Here is a 24,273-nt window from a genome sequence, read left to right as displayed (position 1 = left end):
GTCAATCAGTTGCTCGCGGTCCGATAGTTGTGGCGGTAGAAAATGTGAACGCCGATCCGAGCGGTCTCTTTGTAGACTCGCGACCATGACGGGCGTACCGCCTTGGTGTGATAATGTGTCGCCCCTTCGGTAAGACCGACGCCAACGCCGTCGATTGCCGCGCGGGCAACCTTGGACACACGCTCATAGGCTCTTTTCTCGCGGATCACTTCCTTCTGACCGTCACAGGTATAAGTGAACTGGCATTGGTATTTCTTGCCGGTTCCCTGCTTGATCACCCCACACAGCGAATTCGGAAAGCGGCTGCTTTTGACCCGGTTCAGGATGACCTCGGCCACGGCAAACTGACCGCGAACGCTTTCGCCGCGCGCTTCAAAGTACAGCGCCTCAGCGAGGCATTTGAAGTTTTCGTCCCCAGTGGCGGATGGCAGTTGATCCAGCCAATCCTTCGAATACGAAACCTTTTGCAGCACAGGCTCTTTGCGTGGCTTGAACAAACCTAAGTAATCACGAAACTTTTGGCCGGGCAGTTCGCTCCGGGTTACAAGTTCGCGTTCAGCAGAATCGGTAGCTTCCCTCTCGGCGACGGAAACACTTGGCAGCACGGTTGCCGCCACTGTGGCAACAGCCAGAATATATCGTAGCATCAGATAACCTCGCACAGGCACATTCAGCGCCAGACCCTCCCCCGGCGGGCGCGACGAGGCTCTTACCGAATTCAAACGGCTACGTCCAGATCTCACGAAAAAGCAAGTGGAAAATCGCCGTTTCGTCAACAATATTTGACGACGGCGCTTTCTGTTCCCTACTAATTCTTGAGTGCCGCCCTCCTGTCAACCCCCAAGTTTGGACGAAATCGCCAGTTGAGCGGCAGCCAGCCGAGCGACGGGGACTCGGAAGGGGGAACAGGACACATAGTCAAACCCCAAATCCCGGCAAATGGCGATTGATTCGGGGTTACCACCATGCTCACCGCAAACCGAAAGGGTCACATCCGGTTGTGCCTGTCGGCCACGTTCAGCCCCAAGTTTAAGAAGCTCACCTACTCCATCCGGGTCCAGCACATGAAACGGATCTTCGACAAAGACACCCTGCCGCACATAGGCCGACATGAACCGGCCAGCGTCATCACGGGACAGGCCATAGGTCATCTGTGTCAGGTCGTTGGTTCCGAAACTCAGGAATGCTGTCTGCGGCGCGATCTCGTCCGCCCGTAAACAGGCCCGCGGGGTTTCGACCATCACACCCAACCGGTACTCGAACTCTTGCCCATGCTCTGCCGCAACGGACGCTGCAACCGAATCGATGCGCGCCTTGACCAGTTCAACCTCGCGCTTGGCAGATACCAGAGGAATCATCACCTCGGGCACGACCGGTGCGCCATCTTTGCTAGCCTCAAGCGTTGCTTCGAAAATCGCACGCGCCTGCATGTCATAGATTTCAGGAACCGTTACACCCAACCGGACACCTCGCAGGCCCAGCATTGGGTTATACTCGGTCATCGCCTCGACACGTCGTTCGACGTCAGAAACCGGTAGGTCCAATGCCTCGGCCAGTTCGCGCTGACCACTGCGCGTCGTCGGAAGGAACTCGTGCAGCGGTGGGTCGAACAGACGAATACAAACAGGCTGACCTTCCATAATCCGGAACAGCTGAGCAAAATCGTCACGCTGCATCGGCAACAGACGTTCCAGCACAGCAGCGCGACCGGAGGAGGTCTGCGCAAAAATCATCTCGCGCATCACGATAAGGCGGCCGGGATCAAAGAACATATGCTCGGTCCGGCACAGCCCGATTCCCTGCGCCATGAAATTCCGAGCGGTTTGTGCATCTGCGGGTGTGTCCGCATTGGCGCGGATTGCAATGTCGCGCTCATCATCGGCCCAGCCCATCAGGGTCTGGAAGCAGTCATCCAGCGCGGCCTCAAGCATGGTCGGCTGTCCAGCCAGCACCTGACCTGAGCTGCCGTCGATGGTCAACGTGTCGCCCGTTTTGAATACCCGCCCGTCCGGAGCGGACAACTGCTTTTTCTTGGTCTGAAACCGCATCTCGGACGCCCCGACGATACATGGCAGACCCAAGCCGCGACCGATCACCGCCGCGTGGCTGGTCATACCACCCTTTTCCGTCAGCACCGCCACGGCGGCATGCATGCCGCGGACATCTTCCGGAGAGGTTTCGCGTCGCACAAGGATACAGGGTTCCCCGCGCGCAGCACTGGCCTGAGCCTCGGCCGAGGTGAACACGATCTTACCGGTCGCGGCACCTGGGCTGGCAGCAATGCCGGTGGTCAAGGTGTCCCGTTCCGCATCAGGATGAACCTGACGGTGTAACAGCTCGTTCAGCGAATGCGGATCGACCCGCATCACCGCTTCTTGTGGCGGAATGATGCCATCCTCGGCCAGTCGCACGGCAATACGCATCGCGGCCCGCGCGCTGCGCTGTACGCGCACGCCGTCCAGAATATGCACGTGGCCATTTTCGATCACGAATTCGACCTGCATTTCCTCGCGCAGCTTTGTCCGCATCAAGGCCGCGTGCGCCTTGAGGTCCGCAAAAGCCTTGGGCGCGACCTCTTCCAGAGACTTTCCGCGCGGGTCCTTTTCCAGATAGAGCGCCGCGACGCCCTCCCCCAGCGCATCGCGTCCCTGGCTCTGGCTCAGATACCGACCAGTGATCTGAGGCAACCCGGTCGTCGGATCAATCAGTTGCAGTACGCCCGATCCGCATTCCCCCTGGCCGACGCCGGGGATCATCTCTTGGATCACAAGGCCCAGACCGGCATCCGCTGGCGCGCCCTTGGCCTGCCGGAGCAACCGGGCCGAGGTGCCATCCCACGCCCGCGCCATCGAACGTAGAACAGCGATCAACTGCTCGCCACGATCCTGCGGAAAGGCTTCGTCGGTTTCGTCCTCATACGCGCGTAGAGATTCCTGCAGGCCCTCGCGACCATCTGCATCAATCTCGTCAAACACATCCGGGTCCAACCGTGCAACGTGAACCGCATAGCTTTGCACAAAGCGCAGATACAGCGCAGCCGCAGCTTCAACCCCCATTGAATCCGACAGGTCGACATAACGCGCGTCATTCATGCCGATGTTCAGGATGGCTCCCGGACCGCCCCAATCGGGGTCTTCGGAACTGGGCCGAACACACAACAGCGCGGTCTGGTCGAACTGCTCCAGAACGGCCGCAATATCAGGCACCTGCCCGTCCGAGATCTGATGCACCGCATCAAAGGACAACGCGACCGTTCGGGGAACAGGCAGCTCAAGTCGTACCAGACGCTGCAAGCATTTGGCCCGGCCGCCATGGGTGTTAGCGGCAACGGGCGCTTCGGACGTGATGAGTGTGGTATGCGGATTATTCTGCACTGCGGCACCTTTTGGTTTGCACGCAGCATAAGCCCCTGCTCCAATGGCGCAAGGGCGTTCTGGGTCAGCCCTCGATGCGGCTCAGATCGGCAACACTGGAGCAGACCTGACGGATCTGGCTGAGCAGGTTCAGACGGTTACGGCGCAGGATGTCGTTGTCAGTATTGACCTGAACATCCTCAAAAAATGCATCCACCGGACCGCGCAACGCGGCCATAGCCGACATGGCGGCGGGGAAGTCCTCGGCCTTCAGGGCCAGGTCGATCTTGGCCTGCGCGGCCTCCAGCGCTCCGAACAGAGCCTTTTCGCTGTCAGTTTCCGCAAACTTGATATCGGCACCGTAGGAGTATTCGACCCCATCCTTTTCCTCGGCCTGCGTGAGGATATTGTTGGCGCGCTTGAACCCCTGCACAAGGTTTTCGCCATCCTCAGTCGCGATCACCGCGTTCAGCGCGCGGGCGCGTTTGACCAGAAGGTTGAGGTCATCACTGCCCTCCATCGCGATGCAGGCGTCGATGATGTCGTGGCGGATACCCTCATTGCGGAGGAAGGTTTTGAGGCGATCGTGGAAGAAGGAGAGGAGGTCAGTCAAACCGAAAACGTCGTACATAAACTGCTGAATAGGTACGATACGCCTGAACTGGGACAACTCTTCGCCGGTCAATCCGGTTTCTGCGAAAAGTGACTCCACTTTTGCCCGTGCGCCTGGTTCATCCAAACGGCACATCTCTGTCAGTTCAGCCCTAATTTGATCAACACGCTTCGCATCTATCTTTAGCGCTTCTGCAATATGCCGATCTTGTTCCAGCCTGTCCTTAATTTCCAATGTCGTGTTGCGATAACAGTGTGCCGCAAACCCCAGCCGAATAACTTGCTCTAACTTCAAGTCGAGGCCGTTCTCCAACACCAACCGAATGGCCCCCAACGCCGCCCGACGCAGGGCAAACGGATCTTTCGACCCGGTCGGTTTCTCATCAATGGCCCAGAAACCGGTCAGCGTGTCCAGCTTGTCGGCTAGCGCCACGGTCACTGACAAAGGCGCGGTGGGCACATCATCGGACGGGCCCAGCGGCGAGTAATGGTCCTCCGCTACGGCCGCCACGGCGGCGTCTTCACCTGCGGCTTCGATGTAGTACCGGCCCATAAGCCCCTGAAGTTCCGGGAATTCATAGACCATCTCGGAACTCAGATCGGCCTTGGCCAGACGTGCGGCTTTCTCGGCCTGGTCTGCATCTGCGCCAGTAACCGAGGCCAGTTCCCGGGCTAGCGCGGCAATACGGTCAATCCGTTCCGCCTGCGTTCCCAGCTTGTTGTGGAACGTCACATTCTCCAGCGCGCGGGTCCATTGGGCGATGTCCGATTTGGCGACGCGCAGGTCGTTCTCCCAGAAGAATTTCGCATCCGCCAGACGCGCCGACAGAACCTTTTGGTTCCCGGCCAGAATGGTCGCGCCGTTGTCCGTGGTTTCACGGTTCGCAACGGTGATGAAGCGTTCAATCCGGCCCGTTTTGGGGTTCTTCACGGAAAAGAACTTCTGATGCTCTTTCATCGAGGTTTGCAACACCTCGGGCGGCAGTTCCAGAAACTCGTCGTCGATCTGCCCCATCAGGACCACGGGCCATTCGACCAGCCCTGCAACCTCGGCCAGCAAACCTTTGTCGTCAACGACTTCCAAACCTGCTGCAAAGGCGAGGTTCTGGGCATCGTTCCAGATATGCTCAGCTCGTTCTGCGGGCGACAGGACAACGAAAGCGCGCTTCAGTTTCGCGGCGTAATCCTCGAAGGAGGAAACGGCAAAGCGACCCGGCGCCATGAAACGGTGGCCTTCGGTGGTGTCCCCGGTTTTGATGCCGTCGATTTCCATCGGCACAACTTGCGCGCCAGCCTCATCAGTTAGGATGCACAGGATCGAATGCAGAGGACGCACCCAACGCAGACCGCCACTGCCCCAGCGCATGGATTTGGGCCAAGGGAAGTTGCGGATCGTCGCCTCAAGCACTTCGGCAACGATCTCAGCCGCCGGGCGGCCAGCCTTTTCGATGGTGGCGAAATAGACCGCACCTTTGGGTGTCTCGCGCTCTTCCAACTGATCGCGGGTCAGACCTGCGCCGCGCAGGAAGCCTTCGATGGCTTTGTCGGGAGCGCCAACTTTCGGACCTTTGCGTTCTTCGCGGGTTGTGGGGCTTTCGGCCAGCAGCCCTTCGACCGCCAGTGTCAGGCGGCGAGGCGTCGTCAATGCTGCAGCAGAGGCATAAGTCAGACCGGCCTCGACCAAACCATCGGTGATCCGCTTTTTCAGGTCTTCGCCAGCGCGGGTCTGCATACGCGCGGGGATTTCCTCGGAAAACAATTCGATCAGCAGGTCGGGCATATTCGGTCCTTAGAAATTGACGATCGTCTGAATGACGATGGCATTAGCGATATCCACAAAGAATGCGGATACAAGGGGCAGTACGATAAAAGCAATAGGCGATGGGCCATATCGCTTGGTGACGGCGGTCATATTTGCGATTGCGGTCGGGGTGGCCCCCAGGGCAAACCCACCAAAACCGGCGGCAAGCACGGCAGCGCGATAATTGCTGCCCATGACCGGGAACAGAACCCAGATCACGAAAGCGATGGCGAACAGGGTTTGCGCGGACATGATGACCACGATTGCCAGGCCCAGTTCCGCGATGGTCCAAAGCTGCAAGCTCATCAGCGACATCGCCAGAAACGCGCCCAGCGAAAACTCGGAGATCAGTGCCAGCGAAGGCGTGCGGGCCACCGGCTTTGCATTTGGGGCCAGAAAATCTCGCAAATTGGCAACGACGATACCCATGATAAGGCAGGGCACGAATAGAGGCAGCTTCAGACCTGAATCGTCGATCACCTGCCACAGAATGTAACCGAACAACATGGCGATGTTCAGATACAACAGCACGCGCATGATCGTCAGGTGATCGATCTGTGTGGCCGTCTCATCGCCGTAATCCGGCAGTCCAACCGTGTGTTCTTCGTCCGGGCGTGCAGGCGACAAGCCGCGCCCTTCGATCAGATACCGGGCCACCGGTCCACCAACCAGCGCAGCCAACACCAGACCCAGCGTGGCAACTGCGACACCCAGCTCTGTCGCGCCGATCAGGCCAGTGACCTCGGCCACTTCGGGTGCCCAGGCAATCGCGGTTCCATGCCCGCCGATCAGAGAGGCGGAACCGAACAGAACTCCAGATTGCGCGGGGAATCCAAACAGCGATGCCCCGAATGCGCCAACGACGTTTTGAACCACAATAGTCGTCAATGTCAGGATCAGAAGTAAGAACAATGGCTTACCGCCGGAAATCAAATCAGAAAACCGCGCATTCAGGCCAATACCCGCAAAGAACACCACAAGCAGAAAGTCCCGTGCGTTCAGGCCGAAAGACAACTCCAGATCGAACACCAGATACAGAAGCAACACCACTATCGAGGCGAGCAAACCTCCGGTCACAGGCTCGGGGATGTTGAACTGCCGGAGCGTGGGGACCCGAGCGTTGATCTCGGCCCCAGCCAGATAGACGGCAAACCCAAGCGTCACGGTCAGAAAGTCATCGATCTGAACGATATTGGCCAAGTCTGGCTCCTCAGCTCTCGGGGCGCGGCGGGCATTCCTCGCCGATCACCGTGCCGTCATAAGCTTTTTCGCCGCAATTGTTCAGCGCATGCCAGACATAGCCTTTGCCGTCCTTGGTCACGGCAACAATACGATCAACGCCAAAGTGGATGTTCTTTGCACCCAGAAACGCCTTGGCCTCACCCGATTTCAGGGCGTCTGCCACCGCCACGGCATCAAAGCAATCGAACCATCCGGGCGCGGTCAGTGGCTCTGCGTTCTCAACCATGACATAGGTTTGCTCAATTTTCTCAAGCGTCAGATCCGTTTCAAAACAGGCCCGATAGCGGATGGGTGAGCTGTCGGCGTCAATCGCCTGAAACGCCGTGTAGGAAATCGGTGCGGGTGCCTCAGCCCCATCTGTCATCAACAAGACGTCCTGCCCGGGCTTGGCCTCAACGTCATAGTAAAAGCCGTAGATTTGCAGGTAGTACATCCCGATACCGGCCGCCGCGGCTGAGATCAGCAATACGATCGCAAGCACTTTTCCCGTCATCATCTTTTCCTTCTGCTCACGACGCCTCTTTCACGAACGGTGAAAATAGGACAAGTTCCAATTGATTACAGGCCGCAAAGAGACGTTTTAAATGGATAGCACCCTTGCCGTAGGATTCTTCGGAGCGCTTTTCGCTATTATGAATCCGATCACGAACCTGCCGGTGTTCCTCAGCGTCACGGATGGTCTGGCCCCGGCCGAGCAACGCAAGGTGGCGACAAAGACGGCGCTCTATTGCCTGATCCTCGGTGCATCCTTTGCGGCTGTGGGAAACCAGGCGCTCAGCCTGTTCGGCATCAGCGTCGATGACCTGCGTGTGGCGGGCGGTCTCGTCGTTCTGATGATCGGCCTGAACATGCTGAACGGAAAGCCCAGCACGTCGCATCACGGAACCGAGGGCGAGCGACAAGCCTACCCTGAACCCGACACGGTCGCATTTTATCCGCTGGCCTTCCCGATCCTTGTCGGACCAGGCACCATCACAACGCTGATCCTGTATGCTCACCATATCAAAAACACCGTCGATGCTGCTGTTTACGCAGGTGTTTTTCTGATCGTTCTGCTGTTGCTTTTTGTGACCTTCTGGAACGCTTCGGCGATTGCAAAGCGCCTGTCCGAGAACGCCCGCGTGATTATGAGCCGGTTCATGGGCATGATCCTGTCGGCCATCGCAATCGGTATGATCGCGGCTGGCCTCAAAGTGTTGTTGCCTGGACTGGCCTGAGCGGCGCATTAAGCCTCGAACCCGGCGGCCTCGGTCAACAGAAATGCGTCCGCGCATTGTTTCGCCAATGCTCGCACCCGCCCGATATAGGCCTGACGTTCTGTCACCGAGATCACTCCGCGCGCATCCAGCAAGTTGAACACATGGCTGGCCTTGATGCATTGATCATAAGCCGGGTGCGCCATGATGATGCGCTTGCCGGTCTTCGGGTCGTCATGCTCTTGCGCCAGAATGGTTGCGCATTCGGCCTCGGCCTCTTCGAAGTGACGCAGCAGAACTTCGGTGTTGGCCACGTCAAAGTTCCAACGGGCATATTCCTCTTCGGTTTGCTTGAAGATGTCGCCATATGTCAGAGGGCTGGGAGATTGCGGATCGTTGAAGGGCATGTCCATCACATGGTCAATGCCCAGCACATACATCGCCAGACGCTCTAACCCATACGTCAATTCGCCCGACACGGGCGCGCAATCGTGGCCGCCGACCTGCTGGAAATAGGTGAACTGGCTGACTTCCATGCCGTCACACCAGACTTCCCAACCCAATCCCCAGGCACCCAGAGTGGGGCTTTCCCAGTCATCTTCGACAAACCGGATATCATGCAGGTTCATGTCGATGCCAATCGCCTCCAGCGAACCCAAATACAGTTCTTGCAGATCTGGCGGGCTAGGTTTGATCAGGACCTGATACTGGTAGTAGTGCTGCAAACGGTTCGGGTTTTCACCATAACGCCCGTCGGTCGGACGGCGCGACGGCTGCACATAAGCCGCGGCCCAGGCTTTCGCGCCCAAAGCACGCAAGGTAGTCGCCGGGTGGAACGTACCTGCCCCAACCTCCATGTCATAGGGCTGTAGGATGGCGCAGCCTTTCGAGGCCCAATAGGTCTGAAGCCGCAAGATTATCTCTTGAAAAGAACGTGGTGCGCTGGACTGTTCGGTCATGACATTCCCTTTGGACGCCACTGCGCCCGGTTCCGTTGGGTTTTGTCCTTCCTATGCAAGGGGCCGTTGGGCGTCAACGGGCCGCAAAGCCTATGCTGTCACTGCGCGGCCACACTGGAAATTCCCCGTATTCCGGGCATGGCTTTCGGTACGTTAGTTCGCGTAGTGTCCGGCAAAGATAGAACACCGCGGACACGGGCAGACAATGACTCGCATATTCACGACAATTTTGTTTCTTTTTCTCTTCGGCGCGCGCGCTGTTTTCGCACAGCAGGACGCTGGCGTCTGGGTGCAGGTCGAAGCGCAACCATCGCTGCGCGAGGCGCAGGAACGTGCGCAGGCCTATGCCAGCACCCTGCCCGACGTAAACGGGTTTCGTTTGAACTCTGGCTGGTATGCCATTGTTATCGGGCCTTATTTGCGCAACGACGCGGAACAGGTTCTGAGTGTGTACCGGGCCGAGGGGCAGATTCCCGCGGACAGTTACATCGCGTTCTCCAGCTCATTGGGTCAGCAATTCTGGCCGGTCGGAGCAAATATTCTGGATCGTGGCGTAGTGACACCACCGGTCGAGCCACAGCCGGAGCAGCCGGTTGTGGAGCTGACCCCGCAGGCTTCGGACGAAACACGCTCTGAGGCACTACAAAACGAACGCGTACTGAGCAGACAACAACGTATGGATTTGCAGTCCGCCCTACAGGCTGCAGGATTTTACAATTCGACAATCGACGGCGCATTCGGCCAAGGCACCCGCCGGTCCATGGGCGAATGGCAACGATTCAATGGCTTTGAGGCAACCGGCGTTCTGACGACTGCGCAGCGCAAGGTGTTGATGGACGATTTTAATGCCCCGCTTCTGAGCGTGGGCTTGGAGCGTTATTCCGACCCACAGGCCGGTATCGACATGGACCTGCCGCTGGGTGTCGTCGCGTTCGACCGGTATGAGGCCCCGTTTGTTCATTTCAAAGGGACCACAGATCTGGGCGCGAAAGCCCTTTTGATCAGTCAAAATGGCGACAAGGCCACGCTGCGCGCACTTTATGAAGTTATGCAGTCGTTGGAAATCGTTCCGCTGGACGGTCCGCGTCAACTGCGTAGTGATAGCTTCATGCTGGAGGGACGCGGCAATGGGATCGTATCCCATAGTGAAGCGCGGCTGGATGACGGCCAGATCAAAGGCTTTACACTTGTCTGGCCCGAAGGTGACGACGCACGCCTTGCCAGAGTACTGGCTGCCATGCGGTCCAGTTTTGCCGCAACTGGCCCGGTGCTGGACGCGGCGGCCGGTGCCGGTGCGGAACAGCGGATTGATCTGGTGTCCGGGCTGCAGGTGCGCACACCGCGCCTGTCCCGTTCGGGCTTCTTCGCTGATGTAAGCGGCACAGTTCTGACGGTATTCGAGGCCGCTGACAGCTGTACACGCATCACATTGGATGACGACCAGGAGTTCCAGGTCGCATTGTCCGATGCCGATCTGGGTGTCGCGGTTCTGCGCCCCAAGAAGAATTTGGTGCCGGTCAACGTGGCAGAGTTCAACGTTGATGCCCCGCGTATTCAATCTGAGGTCGCGGTGTCCGGGTTCTCGTATCAGGGCGCATTGGGCGCACCCACGCTTACCTTTGGCCAAGTCGCCGATGTGCGCGGCCTGAACGGAGAAGACGGTGTGAAACGTCTGGCATTGGCAGCCCAGCCCGGCGACGCAGGCGGGCCAGTGTTTGACGGCAATGGTCAGGTTGTTGGCATGTTGCTGCCAACCCCGACCGAGGGGCGCACCCTGCCCGCGTCCGTCAGCCTTGCCGCCACGGCAAACAGCCTTAACGAAGTTCTGACCAAAGCCGGTGTATCCGGTCAGTCGGGTCAGCCCACGGCGCAGATCTCGCCCAATGAACTCAGCCGCCGCGCAAACGGAATGACCGTTCTGGTTCATTGCTGGGACTGATCCCGTTGCCAAATCGTTCAAAGCGCCGCTCATACGAGCGGCGCTTTTTCGTTGGCTAAAGGATATCCGGTGTAACCCGGATCAGCGTCGGAATCGGAGCGGCAAAAGCCGACCGAACCGCCTCCTGCATCTCGGGTAAGTTGGAGGGCGCAGACGACAACGCACCGAACGCCTCGGCAAGTTTGCAGAAATCCGGGTTCCGCGCGACAACCGCTTTTGGGGCGATCTGACTCCGAACCATACTGTCCTCAATTTCTTTGAGCTTCCCATTGTCCCAAAGGATGATCGGCAGTGACAGGCCCAACTCTACGGCTGCCCCAAGCTCTTGCATCGTATAGTGAAAACCGTAATCTCCGGCGATCACTGCTGTTGGCTTACCACGGCGCGCCACGGCCCCGCCAATTCCGGCCGGCAGCGCATAGCCAAGCGTTCCGAACCCGGTCGGGTGATGCCAATGATAGGGATAGGCCATATCCCAGACTTCTTTGGCGACATATGCGAACTGGGTCATGTCAGAATAGATCATGGTGTCGCCGGGCATGGCTTCGCGCAGTGCATCCATCACCGGTACGATGCCCGGTCGTTCCGCATCCACTTCGGCGCGCCAACGGCTGCGGGCACCGGTGACTTCTCCTGATTTCCAGCCAGTTGCAGGTTTGACATGATCAATGGCTGCCCAAAGTGCATGGGCAAAGCTTTCCCCGTCAGCCTGCAACTTGACCGCTGCGCGATGCTGATCCGACAGCACCTTCGGGTCCAGATCTATACGCACCAGATTGGCCGTGTGGCCCAATGTGTTTCGCCACAAGTCGACCTCGCCCAATTCCGCGCCCACAACAACCACAAGATCGGCCGAGGCGATGACATCGGCGCTGCCCGGTCGTGGCAACGTGGCCCCAAAGTCCAAGGCATAGCCCAACCCCGCCATTCCGCGCCCGGCATAGGTGGTGAAACATGCCGCGCCCAGTTGTGTCAGGATCTGCCGCCACAGATTCGACCGGGCGCCGCCACCCAGAACAAACAACGGGCGCTGCGCGATGTTCAGCATGGACAACACCGGCGCAACGTCCTGCGGTAGCACCTTTGTTCGCAAACCAGGCTGGTTGGGAAAGGGTGCGGGGTCCGCTTCGGCCTCAAGCTGTGCAATCGGCACCTGAATGTGCTTCGGACGTGGACGGCTAAGTTCAAATTCCTCAAAAGCACGCTCGACCAGACCGTAGGCGGCCTGCGCCGTGTTTGCCTGATGCGACCAGTCGGTTACGGTTTCAGCCGCGGCTCGCTGGTCTTTCATCTGGTGCAATTGGCCGTGCACCGCCTGCGTTTCATCCAGACAGGAGGACATCACAAGCATTGGCACAGAGTCGGTATAGGCCTGGCCCATCGGCGTCATGATGTTGCACAGTCCTGGCCCGGTGATGACATAAGCAACGCCCGGCTTACCGGTCGCACGGGCATAGCCGTCAGCCATAAACCCCGCGCCCTGCTCGTGCCGGGCCAGCACATGGGTTATTCCGGCCTCTTCGATCCCACGATACATTTCCTGATTGTGCACGCCCGGAATGCCAAAGATCACATCCACTCCGCGATCTCGCAGCATATGCGAAATCTGCGCGCCAAGGGGTCTTTTCATCAATTCCTCCAGAACTGGACAGTGAACAGAGCGTAGACGGCCAAAAGTTCAAGCCGCCCCACCAGCATACCGATCGATAGTAGCCATTTCGCGGTATCGCTGAGCCCCGCAAAGTTGCCGGCCGGCCCGATCTGATCCCCCAGCCCCGGCCCTACATTGGCCAGCGCAGTCGCCGCTCCGGACACGGCTGTTATGAAATCCAAACCTGTCAGTGCCAGCGCCCAGGCTAAAACACCCAGCGAGACTACGAAAAACATGAAAAAGCTCATGACCGAGGTCAAAACGTCCGGGCCGATCGAGCGGCCATCATATTGCGGCATAAAGACCCCATGAGGGGAGCGGATACGACGGATCTGGGTCTTGATCGACGCAAACAGCAGTTGATACCGGAAGATCTTGATGGAACAGGCGGTCGAGCCCGCGCAACCACCGATCAAACCAATCAGAAAGAACATCATGATCGCGAAACTGCCCCACCCCATGTAGTCCACGCTGGCATAACCAGTGCCCGAAATGATCGAGGTGATGTTGAACAGAGATTCCCGGACCGCCTGTTCCCAATGGTGCGGGAACACGGATGTCAGAAAGACCGCCATGATGACAACCAACACCAGAATAGTCGCCAGAAATGTCCGTATCTGGCTGTCCCGGAAAATGGACGTGGTATTGCCATTGGCAAACTGGACGTAGCGCACGAACGGCAACGCGGCGAGGATCATGAAGACCGAGGCCGCATATTCCGCCGGACCCGAAAACGTGCCGAACGACGCGTCATAATTCGAAAATCCGCCGGTTGAGATCGTCGTCAGCGCGTGCACCACCGCATCAAAAAAACCCATGCCGAGACCGGCGTAGACCAACGCGCAGACAATGGTCAGAAAGACATAGATCAGAGAAATCTGCCCAGCAATCTCTTGCGCACGCGGCAGGATTTTTCCCATGGTTTCAAATCCTTCCGAGCGGAAGATCTGCATACCCCCGACCCGAAGCTCGGGCAGGAAGACCATGGCGACGACGATGATACCGATGCCGCCCAGCCATTGCAGCAACCCGCGCCACAGCAACAAACCCTGCGGCAGGTTATCAAGACCGGAAATCACGGTCGAACCGGTCGTTGTCAGGCCCGACATCGCCTCGAAATAGGCGTCGACAAAGCGCAGCTCGGTCTCGCCGAACAGAAACGGGATGGCGCCGAAAAACGGCAACGCGACCCAGACACCTGTGGTCAGCAAAAAGGTCTGACGGATCGTCAGACCTTCGCCAACACCGTTCGAACAGCTCATCGCCAGAATGACACCGGTCAGAATCGTGATGACGCCGCTTTCCAGAAAAACGTGCCATTCACCCCGGCCTTCTATGAAGTCCGCAAGCATAGGCAGCAGCATGGTCGCCCCAAGAATGGCGACCAACAGGCCAATCACATATCCAACCGGGCGCATATCCGTCATGAGGCGCAGCGTTGGCGCGCCTGCACGACTGTGTCAAGCCGGTGTCGGGTATTACTCCTCCGTTTTACTCGCTGATACCGGCATCGCGGGTGGTTTGGACGGTGCACGTGTCCGGCGCGCCGCTGTTGTCGCTGCCTCTGCTTTTGCAGGCGCTGGTTTCTCTGTGACTGGTTTGGCGGCTGGTTTGGCGGTCGCCGGTTTCACAGCGGGTTTAACCGCCACTTTCGGTGCCTCTGCCCTGGCGGCGAACTGCGGTTTCGCCGTTGGCGCGGCTTGTGCCTTGGATGCAGCAGTTTTTGCCGCCACTGGCTTTGGTTTCGGCGCTGACGTCTTATTGACAACAGCTGGTTTGGCGGCCGTTCTTTCCGAAGCCTTGGCTGCCACCGAAGCGGTTTTGGTCGCGGTCTGCTTAGGTGATTCGACCTTGGGTTTTGCAATCGCTTTCTTACGAGCCACGGGCTTGGGCTTGGTTGCTGCGGCGGGTTTAACCCTGGCAACCGGTTTGGTCTTGGGCGCGACTTTTGCCGAAGATGCCACCGGGTTCGGAGCCGAAGCTGACGCGTGCAGGGCACTAACCGACACAAACGGCAGCTCCATCGCCGAACGGGTCAAAATCTGCATAATTTTCATCTGGTTTCTAACCGCATAGCCGGCCATTCGGATGGCTGCGGCCTGAAACTCCAGCGGTTGGGAAATTGGATTCATACGTTAGTTCTCCTCTGAAAGCGATGCAGCCTGCAAAAGAGTAAAAAGACCTGCCCGTCCCGATTGCTCGGGCGGATCAGGCAGTCACGAAGTCCTGAGCGTCGCACGTCCCAGCTTCCTTTCAGGGCGGCAGACGCACGAACAGAAGTTCGCCTGCCCCGGCTGCATTCCGCACCAGTTTAGCGTGAAAAACCATGCAAGCGCAGCACGAATTGCCGCAGTGCGGCGGAAAACCGCTTTTAGTCTAAAATTGATACTTTATTGATCCACCCTGCCCGTCACCCGACGTGGAAAAGAGTGGTGAATAGCCGTGGGTCCAGGCTGGGTGACACAAAGGTCGGACCTTCGGTCAAAACCGAAACCGCATCGTGGCTGTGAAGGCTTTCCTGATGGCTTGCGACAACACGGAAATCGCCGATATGGTGATCGGCCAGCAATTCGGCACAGAACAGGCGGGCCGCATCTTCGACAAAGATCGGATTGGCTGCATTTAGCTCAGCAAAGGCTTGTTCGTCCTCGCGTTTGACCATTACCTGCGTCTCGGTCGGAACGGCGCGGCGGCAGATGGCAATCAGATCCTCGAACCACAAACAATCCGTATCGCAATCAACCACGACAGAAATCCGCGCCACCGAGCGCTGGGAATGCGGCGTTGCCAGTTGTCCGCGGGTCGAGCGCGCGTGTTCGCTGAGCTCCAACGAACAGGGGCACGTCGAAGAATAGACGTAATCCAGATGCATGATCTTCTGGCGCACGCCGCCCTGTTCGACCAACTCCAACGCGATGTCGTAATACTGGTACCCCTCCAACCCGGATCGCAGGCTTTGCACGCGGTCGGGATAGGAGAACCGCATCTGGATGCGCGCATCAAAGCTGTCCAGATCGGTCATATAATCATTCAGCGCGGCCTCTATGACCTCAAAGCTGAACGTACGCTCGGCATGCTTGTAGAAAGACCGCATGATCCGGGACATGTTGATGCCCTTCTTTTCGGCCTCAAGACTGACGGTGCCTGTGACCGAGGTTTCAAGCGTCAGATCATCGCCGTGCTTGCGATGAAACCGGATCGGCAGGCGGAAATTCGAGATACCAACATGTTGAATCTGCTGCTTGGCACCCCGGATCAGACTGGACGGGCCATTCTGCAAATCCGGCAAGGTCGCGCGATACGCGCTATCGACTGCGAACCCTTCGGGGTATTCGCGCGACAGGGACGGATAGTTCACAGGAACAAGACCAGGAACAAGACGCGCAATTGCCGGGTCAAGCTGGCTAATCTCGGCCTCGGTCGCAGACTCGGCCCATTTGCGCAACGTTTTCAGTGCGGCTGCGGCTTGGTCGTTGTCGGGCATATCCTCAATGTCGCGGGGGTGCACGTTCATCGATCGGGTTCCTCGGTTGGTCGCCGGGCTGTATTCCTGTTCGGCTTGCTTTCCAGTGTAGCTTTATACGCTGAAAAGCACAGCCCGGATCGAAATTCGGCGAAAATCGCATGGCTTACGTCATTTTCACCTAGTTTCGCCCCGGCACGCAGTAAACAGCTTCCGCAATTTAACGTTGCGACATGTCCAGTGCCTGCTTGATGTCTGCAAGCAAATCACCGGCGTCCTCCAACCCTACGGAAAAGCGGACAAGGCCAGGTGTGATGCCCAGTTCATCCTTCTGATCATCGGTCAGACGCTGATGCGTCGTTGTAGCCGGATGTGTCGCAATCGACTTAGCGTCGCCCAGATTGTTCGAGATGACAGGGATCGTCAGCGCGTTAAGGAAGGCAAACGCCGCGTCCTTGCCGCCCTTGATATCCAGCGACAGGACCGTTCCGCCTTTACCGCCCAATTGGGTCTGCACCAACGCATTCTGCGCATGGGTTTTCAGACCCGGGTAAAGCGTCCGTTCAAGCGCCCCGTGCCCCTCAAGCGCTTCGGCAATGGTCTGTGCCGTCTCTGCCTGAGCGTTAACGCGCAACGCCATCGTTTCCAGGCCCTTCAGCATGATCCACGCGTTGAACGGGCTCAGCGCGCCGCCGGTATGTTTCAGGTAAGGCTCAACCGTTCCGCGAATGAAATCCTTGGTGCCAATGATGACACCACCCAGGGCACGCCCCTGCCCGTCGATATGCTTGGTCGCCGAATAGACGACCACATCCGCACCTTGTTCGATCGCGCGCGAGAAGACAGGCGTAGAAAAGACGTTGTCCACGATCACCACCGCACCCACCGCATGGGCCAGTTCAGCAACCGCCGAGATATCAATGACCTCAAGCGTCGGGTTCGACATGGACTCGAAGAATACCGCTTTGGTTTCAGGACGTATCGCAGCTTTCCAGGCATTCAAATCGGTGCCGTCGACAAAGGTGACATCCACGCCAAAACGGGTGAGGATATTCTCGAGAATATACAGACAGGACCCGAACAATGCCTTGGCGGAGACCACATGATCGCCTGCCTGAAGCATCGAAGTCAGCGCCGCATTCACCGCCGCCATGCCTGACGCGGTCGCGAATGCGTCTTCGCCACCTTCCAACGCGGCTATGCGCTGTTCGAACATCGAAACGGTCGGGTTGCCGTAGCGGGCATAGATGAATTCATCCGGGCCAGTCTCAATAAACCGTGCCTCGGCCTGTTCGGCCGTCTCATAGACAAAGCCCTGTGTCAGAAAGATCGCTTCGCTGACTTCGTTGTATTGGCTGCGACGGGTGCCGCCATGGACGGCTTGGGTGCGTTTGTTCCAGCTCTCGCTCATCTCATTCCTCTCGACCCTTGTCTGGCAAGGGCATCAAAAAAACCCCAGACGCGGTCAAGCGAAAGGGGCCTTTCATCCTGACCTTTTAGCGGTGTTGTTTAGCGTGGCCCGCAATCCGGTAACAAATCGCCACGTAGCTTCTGCGACGCAAATACGCCGCGCGTCCCTAGCCGTCAAGCCTGCTTGCTCCGTGTCACGCTTTCGTAACCACCTCTTGCCGATCGCGCAGAATACCGCATGATCTGGTCAACCTGAGGAGGCACCATGATCGATCTGTATTTCTGGCCCACGCCGAATGGCTGGAAGGCATCCATCGCTTTGGAAGAGATGGAGCTGCCCTTCACCACGTACCTGATCAATATCGGCAAGGGTGATCAGTTCGACCCCGAGTTTCTGAAGATCGCCCCCAACAACCGCATGCCCGCAATCGTCGACCCCGACGGCCCCGACGGCGCGCCGATCTCGGTTTTTGAGAGCGGCGCGATCCTGATGTACCTGGCCCGCAAGACTGGACGCTTTTACGGCAGCACCGAGCGTGACCGGATCGCCGTCGAGGAATGGCTGATGTGGCAGATGGGCGGCGTCGGACCTATGGCGGGTCAGGCGCATCACTTCCTGAAATACGCCCCTCAACTGGATCCGCCACAAGACCTTCCCTATCCCAAAGACCGCTACCGCACCGAAGTCGGGCGACTTTATGGCGTGCTGGATCGACGTCTGGCCGAAAACGAATACGTCGCGGGCGATTTCTATTCGATCGCAGACATGTCGATCTGGGGCTGGGCCAGCCTGTGGGAAGGCCAGCAGCAGGTGCTAGAGGATAAGCCGCACTTCACCCGATGGCTTGAAACGGTGAGCGCACGCCCGGGGGTTCAAGCCGGACGGGCGCTGCATGCAGAGTTACGTGGGGATCACCGGGATAAACAGGCGCAGGGGGTGTTGTTTAAGCAATAACAATCTACAGAACTGTCAGCGTCAACGACGTACTCCGAACCTGGCTTTATCTGGATTTCCGTTGATTTAGGATACCTAGAACCCTGACCGGACAAGGGCGTGCTGTCGGTGGAGTTAATTTTTCTTGCTGTCTCAAACTTTTTGCAACAGCCCTAAACCACACCCATCGCGGTAAACCAAATCGTCAGGCGGCGAATTCTCAACGAACCCGTTCATAGTAAAACATTGAACTCCGTTTTTCTCTGCCCATTCGTTGAGTGCTTTTTTTACGCCGCCTTCGCCGCTTGCGTCGAAGGATCTCGCAAACTCGCTTACGTCATGCAAGACGCATAGCCCTCCAACTGGCAAGACATCATACCACAGGTCTAGTTCTCTGAACGTGTGGGCATATTGATGCGACGAATCAATGAACACCAGTTGCGGCTTTCCCGTCAGGAACTGCTCGGCTTTCTCCGGTATGGCTGGGTCGGCAGAGTCTGACACCTCCAAGTGAACAAAATCGCTCAGTCCGGCTTTCTCTACCCAGCTTCGCGTGTATTCGGTCACATCAGGATCGATATCAATACTAAACAAACTATGCGGCTTGCCCATGCGCCGAAGCATGAAGCCCAACAATAGTGTTGAGTAGCCGGCATAGTGGCCGCACTGAACAATTCTTGAAACTCCGTTGCCACCAATCAATCCAAGCAGCATCGATATTCCGGGAACCGTAATCTCACCTGGGTTTTCAAATTGCTCACCACTATCGGTGTGCCATTGGTCAATTATCGACCACTCTTCGTCAGTTAAATATCCATATACTGGAGGAATATAATCTGTGTCGGCCAGTTTGTACCACCAATAGCGGTTGTGCGGCCTCTGCCGGAATTTTCGAGTCCTGGCGTCCTCCGGGTATATCTCGCTTTGCATAGTTTTCCTTCTCTAGCTTTTGGACAGTCGAAAGTGGCGTCCGCCGTTAGTCTCAACCACTCTAGGCAGGTTCAATTTGTTTGACTTTCACCGATCTAACTTTAGTTCAGGCATTGTCACAAGAGTGGGTCGGCGAAACAGGCGTTTTATTTCTTACCCTGGGTTAGGAATGATTTTTTTGCTAGAGTGTTAGGCCTGTTTTTGACACCAGATGGGTTTTGATCTTTTTGATCAAATTCGGCAGACGGAGATAATCTCATTCAGGTCAGCCCCGTACCAGCACATCCAGTAGCCCTGAGATATCCTCGACCTCTTCCGCGATCACATGGGTCACCGAATGCGCCCGCTGCATCCGGCCCGTCACCCGCAACAATCGTCCCGAGATCACTGCGCGGCGAAACTGTTCGTAGATCTTGCGCCAGACCACCACGTTCACGATGCCGGTCTCATCCTCGAGCGTGACAAAGATCACCCCCTTGGCCGTACTCGGCCTTTGTCGCAGGATCACCAGCCCCGCAACCGCCACCAGCGCGCCTTCGGGCGGATCGTCCAACCGGTTGGCGGGCAGACACGCGGGCGGCCGCGGCCAGTTCCGGTTCGTAGATACAGGGCGGGCAGGCAACACAATCATGAGAACAAAAAAAGAACATACGCAAGGAAAGTCCAGAGGCGGCGTGACAAGTCGCAAATGAGACTGGAAAGACCTAAATGCCTTCACTAAGGAAGAAATCGACAAGCGAAAGAGGAAGACGCACGCAATGGCAAAGATCACCTATGTCGAGCACGGCGGTACCGAACATACAGTCGAAGTCGCCAACGGCCTGACCGTCATGGAAGGTGCCCGTGACAACAATATCCCCGGCATCGAGGCCGATTGCGGCGGCGCCTGCGCCTGTTCGACCTGCCATGTCTACATCCACCCCGACTGGGTCGAGAAAGTTCCGGCCAAGGATGACATGGAAGAAGACATGCTGGATTTCGCTTATGAGCCCGACCCGGCCCGTTCCCGCCTGACCTGCCAGATCAAGGTCACCGACGAACTGGATGGTCTGGTCGTTCAAATGCCGGAAAAACAGATCTGATGCATCGCAAAGCGCCGCGCCTGCCCGTCCCCCTGTGGCAACAACGGGCTCGCGGCGCACTGGCAACGTTGTGTCTGTGGCTAGCAGGGATGGGCCCTGTCATAGCCAAAGAGACTGTAACAGCTGCCCGATTTACCGATCCGACCACTCGTTATGCGCATGGAGTTCTGGGGGACAACATCGAATACGGTGCGATGGAAATCGACACGTCAAACTTAACGCGCCAGACGCTCTTTGTTCAGCCGGTTTACAAGCGCTCAGTATTGACAGTACGCCTCCCTCTGGATCGCGTCTTCGAAGACCTCGCGCCCCGTCTGGCCGATGTTGACCTTGATGGAGCAAACGAAGTCATCGTCGTCGAATCCAGCGTTCTCGAAGGCGCGCAGCTGGCGATTTATAACGCTCGCGGCGAAAAGATCGCCGCCACGCCGCATATCGGCACCCGTTTCCGCTGGCTTGCTCCGGTCGGAGCCGCCGACTTGGATGGAGATGGCAATGTCGAGATCGCCTATATCGATCGCCCGCATTTGGCCAAAACCTTGCGCATCTGGCGCTTCGAACACGGCAAACTGGCTGAAATCGCCTCGCTGCCGAACCTCACAAATCATCGCATAGGCGAGGATTTCATATCTGGCGGCCTGCGTGATTGTGGCGAAAGTCCGGAATTGATCGTCGTCAACGACAACTGGACACGCATCATCAGCGTTTCATTCAAAACCGAATGGACCATCACCGATATCGGCCCGTTCACAGGAAATAAAAGCCTGAGCCGTGCCTTGCAATGCTGATCCGCACCTTCATCTGGCCAAAAATATCTTGGGGGTGAGGCCGCAGGCCGAGGGGGCAAAGCCCCCTGACCCGTCTACATTTCAAAGTGCCCGCCAGCCGATATCGCGGCGATAAAAACCTTCGGGCCAACCCACGCCTTCCACCATTTCATAGACCCGGTCGCGCGCCTCTTGCAGAGTATCCCCGCGCGCGGTCACATTCAGCACGCGCCCGCCCGCCGCTTGCACTTGCCCATCAACAGCCTTGGTTCCAGCGTGAAAGACCATGTTGCTGCTATCTTCGGGAAGCGCATCCAAACCTTTGATCGCAGTTCCCTTTTCGTAAGAACCGGGGTAGCCCTTTGCCGCCATCACAACCGTCATCGCATGGTCGTTGGCCCAGTTCACCTGCGTCTCGCTCAAACGGCCTTCGGCGGCGGCATGCAGCAGATCCAGCACCTGCGCACCAAGCCGCATCATCAATACCTGGCATTCCGGGTCGCCAAAGCGGACATTGTATTCGACCAACCTAGGCTGACCATCCTTGATCATAAGGCCCGCGTACAAAACGCCCTGAAACGGCATACCCCGACGTTTCATCTCGGCCATGGTCGGACGCACGATCTCTTCCATTGCGCGCGCCTCGATTTCAGTGCTCAGAACCGGTGCAGGCGAATACGCCCCCATGCCGCCGGTGTTCAGGCCCGTATCGCCCTCTCCAACGCGTTTGTGGTCCTGCGCGGTGCCGATGGACAGGATATCGTCGCCATCGCACAGCACAAACAAGGACGCTTCTTCGCCCTCCATGAATTCCTCGATGACCACTTCGGCCCCCGCCCCCCCGAACGCTCCGCCAAACATGTCGTCGATGGCCTCCAACGCCGTCTGGTCATCCATCGCCACGATAACGCCCTTGCCCGCCGCCAGACCATCGGCCTTAACCACAATCGGCGCGCCCTGCTCACGAATGTAGGCCTTGGCAGGCTCAGCCTCTGTGAACCGGGCATAGGCGGCTGTGGGCGCGTTCGACGCGTCACAGATTTCTTTGGTGAAACTCTTCGAGGCCTCCAACTGTGCCGAATCGGCAGACGGGCCAAATACCAGCACACCCGCTTCACGCAGCCGATCTGCGACACCAGCGGCCAGCGGGGCCTCGGGGCCAACAATCACGAAATCAATCGCGTTCTCCTCGGCAAAACTGACAACCGCGCCGCCGTTCTCGATATCCAGTGCAGCACACTCGGCGATCTGCGCAATCCCGGCATTTCCCGGCGCCACGATCAGGCGATCACATTTGGGGTTTTGCATCACCGCCCAGGCGAGACTGTGTTCGCGCCCGCCGCTGCCGAGAATAAGGATGTTCATGAAGGTCTCCGATCTGCTTGGCCTCGCCTTCCGGGCGTTCTAAGCTGGCCGGGCATTTGACACAAGGCGCTGAAATGTCCGACCTGCTTGATGACCCGATCCCGGGCCAAAACACCCCTGAATACACCGTTTCGGACATCTCGGGCGAGGTGAAACGCACACTTGAAGGCGCATTCGGGCGAATCCGTGTACGCGGCGAGGTTGGCCGCGTGTTCAAGGCGCGCTCGGGTCATCTGTATTACGATATCAAGGACGACCGGAACGTGCTGGCCTGCACCACGTGGAAAGGTCAGATCTCCGGCCTGTCCGTCGTGCCGGAAGAAGGGCTTGAGGTTGTTGTCACCGGTCGCCTGACCGCATTTGGTGCTCAGTCCAAATATAACCTGAACGTGGATGAGGTCGCGGTCGCGGGGCAAGGCGCGCTGATGGCCTTGCTGGAAAAGCGCAAGAAACAGCTTGAGGCTGAAGGTTTGTTCGCGCCCGAACGCAAAAAGCCACTGCCCTACTTGCCCCAGATCATTGGCGTGGTGACCTCTCCATCCGGCGCCGTTATCCGCGACATTCTGCACCGCCTGCGGGATCGCTTCCCGCGCAAGGTGCTGATCTGGCCCGTGGCTGTACAGGGTTCCAACTGCGCACCCGAGGTCGCGCGAGCCATCGATGGCTTCAACAAGCTGACACCGGGCGGCTCACTGCCCCGCCCCGACCTGATCATCGTTGCCCGTGGCGGCGGCTCGATCGAAGACCTTTGGGGTTTCAACGAAGAAATCGTCGCGCGTGCGACGGCTGCGTCGGACATCCCTTTGATTTCAGCCGTCGGTCACGAAACGGATACAACACTGATCGACTTCGTCTCGGACCGGCGCGCCCCGACGCCGACAGCCGCGGCCGAACTTGCCGTTCCGGTTCGCATGGAACTACTGGCCTGGACCGGCGAGCAAGGCGCACGTCTGTCACGTGCAGCGACGGACGCGGTTCAAAGGCGCTCTCAACGGCTTCGTGACCTATCCCGCGCTTTGCCGCGCCCGGACAGCCTGTTGAACACTCCACGCCAACGGCTTGATTTGATTGCAGATCGCCTGGCGCCCGCCCTGAACCGCGGCGTTCAGAACCGGCGTTTGCAAGTTGTTGAACTGTCCGCACATCTACGTCCGTCGACACTGCGCAACCTCGTGTCGGCAAGAAACGAAGCTTTGCGCAACCTGTCATCCCGTCTTTCCCTGCGCCCAATCCAGAAAGAGATCGAGCAACAGCGGCAGAATACCAATAGGTTGGCAGAACGAATGAATACGGCGCAGGCGACGCGTCTGGATCGGATGCGGCAACAGTTAGACGCTGCCGACCGCCTGCGTGAAACACTTAGCTACAAAGCGACTCTGCAACGCGGCTACGCTGTGGTCCGGGCCGAGGGAGAGGTTCTGACAACCAAGAAACTGGCCTCAAAATACAGTACGTTCGAAATTGAGTTCGCGGATGGCCTTCTGAACACCGGTCAGCCCGCAGCTTCACGGGCGACATCAAAGAAACCGCCCAAGAAAGATGCACCAGATCAGGGCTCGCTGTTCTAGC

The 24,273-nt window shown here is 58.0% G+C and carries 20 protein-coding genes and 1 riboswitch; of the genes, 7 read left to right on the top strand and 13 right to left on the bottom strand.

Annotated elements, in window-relative coordinates:
* Positions 1–5: 5 nt before the first annotated feature.
* From GOW16_RS06580 to GOW16_RS06560, 5 genes are all read right to left on the bottom strand, one after another.
* Entirely contained in the window at positions 6–647 is a 642-nt protein-coding gene (locus tag GOW16_RS06580) for a cell wall hydrolase (protein WP_170412130.1), read from the bottom strand.
* A gap of 186 nt (positions 648–833) precedes the next feature.
* Positions 834–3,374: a putative PEP-binding protein gene (locus GOW16_RS06575; RefSeq protein WP_170412127.1), complete on the bottom strand. Its 2,541-nt coding sequence runs from the start codon at positions 3,372–3,374 to the stop codon at positions 834–836.
* Positions 3,375–3,438: 64 nt separating this feature from the next.
* Positions 3,439–5,745, bottom strand: coding sequence for a glycine--tRNA ligase subunit beta (gene glyS / locus GOW16_RS06570; protein WP_170412124.1), 2,307 nt, complete (start codon positions 5,743–5,745; stop codon positions 3,439–3,441).
* A 9-nt stretch (positions 5,746–5,754) separates the two neighbouring features.
* A complete protein-coding gene (gltS, locus tag GOW16_RS06565) occupies positions 5,755–6,966 on the bottom strand; it encodes a sodium/glutamate symporter (protein ID WP_170412120.1) in 1,212 nt (403 codons plus the stop codon).
* Between the two features lie 10 nt (positions 6,967–6,976).
* Positions 6,977–7,501 (bottom strand): DUF6446 family protein, encoded by a 525-nt coding sequence (locus GOW16_RS06560; protein ID WP_170412117.1) that lies wholly within the window; start codon positions 7,499–7,501, stop codon positions 6,977–6,979.
* Between the two features lie 91 nt (positions 7,502–7,592).
* On the opposite strand from GOW16_RS06560, the gene GOW16_RS06555 reads away from it, so the two are divergent.
* Positions 7,593–8,225 (top strand): MarC family protein, encoded by a 633-nt coding sequence (locus tag GOW16_RS06555; protein ID WP_170412114.1) that lies wholly within the window; start codon positions 7,593–7,595, stop codon positions 8,223–8,225.
* Positions 8,226–8,233: 8 nt separating this feature from the next.
* Here the strand turns inward: GOW16_RS06555 and GOW16_RS06550 are convergent, their stop codons facing one another.
* The gene (locus GOW16_RS06550; protein WP_170412111.1) at positions 8,234–9,163 is read right to left on the bottom strand and encodes a glycine--tRNA ligase subunit alpha; all 930 of its coding nucleotides are present in this window, start codon (positions 9,161–9,163) and stop codon (positions 8,234–8,236) included.
* Positions 9,164–9,368: 205 nt separating this feature from the next.
* Between GOW16_RS06550 and GOW16_RS06545 the strand changes: the two genes are divergently transcribed.
* Positions 9,369–11,102 carry a serine protease gene (locus GOW16_RS06545; protein ID WP_170412108.1) on the top strand — a complete coding sequence of 578 codons (1,734 nt, stop codon included), beginning with the start codon at positions 9,369–9,371 and terminating at the stop codon, positions 11,100–11,102.
* A gap of 55 nt (positions 11,103–11,157) precedes the next feature.
* Here GOW16_RS06545 and GOW16_RS06540 read toward each other — a convergent pair whose 3' ends face one another.
* The gene (locus GOW16_RS06540; protein WP_170412105.1) at positions 11,158–12,732 is read right to left on the bottom strand and encodes a thiamine pyrophosphate-binding protein; all 1,575 of its coding nucleotides are present in this window, start codon (positions 12,730–12,732) and stop codon (positions 11,158–11,160) included.
* Positions 12,732–14,180 carry a TrkH family potassium uptake protein gene (locus tag GOW16_RS06535; protein ID WP_170412102.1) on the bottom strand — a complete coding sequence of 483 codons (1,449 nt, stop codon included), beginning with the start codon at positions 14,178–14,180 and terminating at the stop codon, positions 12,732–12,734. The genes GOW16_RS06540 and GOW16_RS06535 overlap by 1 nt, the downstream gene beginning before the upstream one ends.
* Here GOW16_RS06535 and GOW16_RS06530 point away from each other — a divergent pair.
* Positions 14,179–14,829, top strand: a complete 651-nt coding sequence (locus GOW16_RS06530) for a hypothetical protein (RefSeq protein ID WP_170412099.1) — start codon at positions 14,179–14,181, stop codon at positions 14,827–14,829. The two genes, GOW16_RS06535 and GOW16_RS06530, sit on opposite strands and share 2 nt — an antisense overlap.
* A 334-nt stretch (positions 14,830–15,163) precedes the next feature.
* Here GOW16_RS06530 and folE2 read toward each other — a convergent pair whose 3' ends face one another.
* Both folE2 and metZ read right to left on the bottom strand, forming a co-directional pair.
* Complete coding sequence (gene folE2 / locus GOW16_RS06525) at positions 15,164–16,267, bottom strand: GTP cyclohydrolase FolE2 (RefSeq protein WP_170412096.1); 1,104 nt, start codon at positions 16,265–16,267, stop codon at positions 15,164–15,166.
* Positions 16,268–16,436: 169 nt separating this feature from the next.
* A complete protein-coding gene (gene metZ / locus GOW16_RS06520) occupies positions 16,437–17,627 on the bottom strand; it encodes an O-succinylhomoserine sulfhydrylase (RefSeq protein ID WP_170412094.1) in 1,191 nt (396 codons plus the stop codon).
* Between the two features lie 65 nt (positions 17,628–17,692).
* Positions 17,693–17,770: riboswitch (SAM riboswitch) on the bottom strand.
* Between the two features lie 121 nt (positions 17,771–17,891).
* Here metZ and GOW16_RS06515 point away from each other — a divergent pair.
* Positions 17,892–18,581, top strand: a complete 690-nt coding sequence (locus tag GOW16_RS06515; RefSeq protein ID WP_170412091.1) for a glutathione S-transferase N-terminal domain-containing protein — start codon at positions 17,892–17,894, stop codon at positions 18,579–18,581.
* A 132-nt stretch (positions 18,582–18,713) separates the two neighbouring features.
* On the opposite strand, the gene GOW16_RS06510 is transcribed toward GOW16_RS06515, so the two are convergent.
* The gene (locus GOW16_RS06510) at positions 18,714–19,490 is read right to left on the bottom strand and encodes a class I SAM-dependent methyltransferase (protein WP_170412087.1); all 777 of its coding nucleotides are present in this window, start codon (positions 19,488–19,490) and stop codon (positions 18,714–18,716) included.
* A gap of 265 nt (positions 19,491–19,755) precedes the next feature.
* Positions 19,756–20,121: an OB-fold nucleic acid binding domain-containing protein gene (locus GOW16_RS06505; protein ID WP_170412084.1), complete on the bottom strand. Its 366-nt coding sequence runs from the start codon at positions 20,119–20,121 to the stop codon at positions 19,756–19,758.
* Positions 20,122–20,248: 127 nt separating this feature from the next.
* Here GOW16_RS06505 and GOW16_RS06500 point away from each other — a divergent pair, with 127 nt between their 5' ends.
* Together GOW16_RS06500 and GOW16_RS06495 are read left to right on the top strand one after the other, a co-directional pair.
* Positions 20,249–20,572 (top strand): 2Fe-2S iron-sulfur cluster-binding protein, encoded by a 324-nt coding sequence (locus GOW16_RS06500; protein WP_170412082.1) that lies wholly within the window; start codon positions 20,249–20,251, stop codon positions 20,570–20,572.
* 194 nt (positions 20,573–20,766) lie between these two features.
* Positions 20,767–21,360, top strand: coding sequence for an FG-GAP repeat domain-containing protein (locus tag GOW16_RS06495; protein WP_368039874.1), 594 nt, complete (start codon positions 20,767–20,769; stop codon positions 21,358–21,360).
* An 81-nt stretch (positions 21,361–21,441) separates the two neighbouring features.
* Here the strand turns inward: GOW16_RS06495 and purD are convergent, their stop codons facing one another.
* Positions 21,442–22,704, bottom strand: a complete 1,263-nt coding sequence (gene purD / locus GOW16_RS06490) for a phosphoribosylamine--glycine ligase (RefSeq protein ID WP_170412079.1) — start codon at positions 22,702–22,704, stop codon at positions 21,442–21,444.
* A gap of 74 nt (positions 22,705–22,778) precedes the next feature.
* On the opposite strand from purD, the gene xseA reads away from it, so the two are divergent.
* Positions 22,779–24,272, top strand: coding sequence for an exodeoxyribonuclease VII large subunit (xseA, locus tag GOW16_RS06485; RefSeq protein ID WP_170412076.1), 1,494 nt, complete (start codon positions 22,779–22,781; stop codon positions 24,270–24,272).
* Position 24,273 lies beyond the last annotated feature (1 nt).

Origin of the sequence: Ruegeria atlantica (genome assembly GCF_013033965.1) — a bacterium.
Classification (GTDB): domain Bacteria; phylum Pseudomonadota; class Alphaproteobacteria; order Rhodobacterales; family Rhodobacteraceae; genus Ruegeria; species Ruegeria atlantica_D.
The sequence above is the reverse complement of the archived record's forward strand: the minus strand, read 5'-3'. Positions and strand labels throughout refer to the sequence as shown.

Excerpts from the sequence above, each read along its gene's own strand:
- GOW16_RS06500 (WP_170412082.1), top strand. The coding sequence starts at position 20,249 with ATGGCAAAGATCACCTATGTCGAGCACGGCGGTACCGAACATACAGTC.
- GOW16_RS06555 (WP_170412114.1), top strand. The coding sequence starts at position 7,593 with ATGGATAGCACCCTTGCCGTAGGATTCTTCGGAGCGCTTTTCGCTATT.
- GOW16_RS06550 (WP_170412111.1), bottom strand. The coding sequence starts at position 9,163 with ATGACCGAACAGTCCAGCGCACCACGTTCTTTTCAAGAGATAATCTTG.
- folE2 (WP_170412096.1), bottom strand. The coding sequence starts at position 16,267 with ATGAACGTGCACCCCCGCGACATTGAGGATATGCCCGACAACGACCAA.
- purD (WP_170412079.1), bottom strand. The coding sequence starts at position 22,704 with ATGAACATCCTTATTCTCGGCAGCGGCGGGCGCGAACACAGTCTCGCC.
- GOW16_RS06505 (WP_170412084.1), bottom strand. The coding sequence starts at position 20,121 with ATGATTGTGTTGCCTGCCCGCCCTGTATCTACGAACCGGAACTGGCCG.
- GOW16_RS06580 (WP_170412130.1), bottom strand. The coding sequence starts at position 647 with ATGCTACGATATATTCTGGCTGTTGCCACAGTGGCGGCAACCGTGCTG.
- GOW16_RS06495 (WP_368039874.1), top strand. The coding sequence starts at position 20,767 with ATGGAAATCGACACGTCAAACTTAACGCGCCAGACGCTCTTTGTTCAG.
- glyS (WP_170412124.1), bottom strand. The coding sequence starts at position 5,745 with ATGCCCGACCTGCTGATCGAATTGTTTTCCGAGGAAATCCCCGCGCGT.
- metZ (WP_170412094.1), bottom strand. The coding sequence starts at position 17,627 with ATGAGCGAGAGCTGGAACAAACGCACCCAAGCCGTCCATGGCGGCACC.
- GOW16_RS06530 (WP_170412099.1), top strand. The coding sequence starts at position 14,179 with ATGAGGCGCAGCGTTGGCGCGCCTGCACGACTGTGTCAAGCCGGTGTC.
- xseA (WP_170412076.1), top strand. The coding sequence starts at position 22,779 with ATGTCCGACCTGCTTGATGACCCGATCCCGGGCCAAAACACCCCTGAA.
- GOW16_RS06515 (WP_170412091.1), top strand. The coding sequence starts at position 17,892 with ATGATCGATCTGTATTTCTGGCCCACGCCGAATGGCTGGAAGGCATCC.
- GOW16_RS06545 (WP_170412108.1), top strand. The coding sequence starts at position 9,369 with ATGACTCGCATATTCACGACAATTTTGTTTCTTTTTCTCTTCGGCGCG.
- GOW16_RS06560 (WP_170412117.1), bottom strand. The coding sequence starts at position 7,501 with ATGACGGGAAAAGTGCTTGCGATCGTATTGCTGATCTCAGCCGCGGCG.
- GOW16_RS06535 (WP_170412102.1), bottom strand. The coding sequence starts at position 14,180 with ATGACGGATATGCGCCCGGTTGGATATGTGATTGGCCTGTTGGTCGCC.
- GOW16_RS06510 (WP_170412087.1), bottom strand. The coding sequence starts at position 19,490 with ATGCAAAGCGAGATATACCCGGAGGACGCCAGGACTCGAAAATTCCGG.
- GOW16_RS06540 (WP_170412105.1), bottom strand. The coding sequence starts at position 12,732 with ATGAAAAGACCCCTTGGCGCGCAGATTTCGCATATGCTGCGAGATCGC.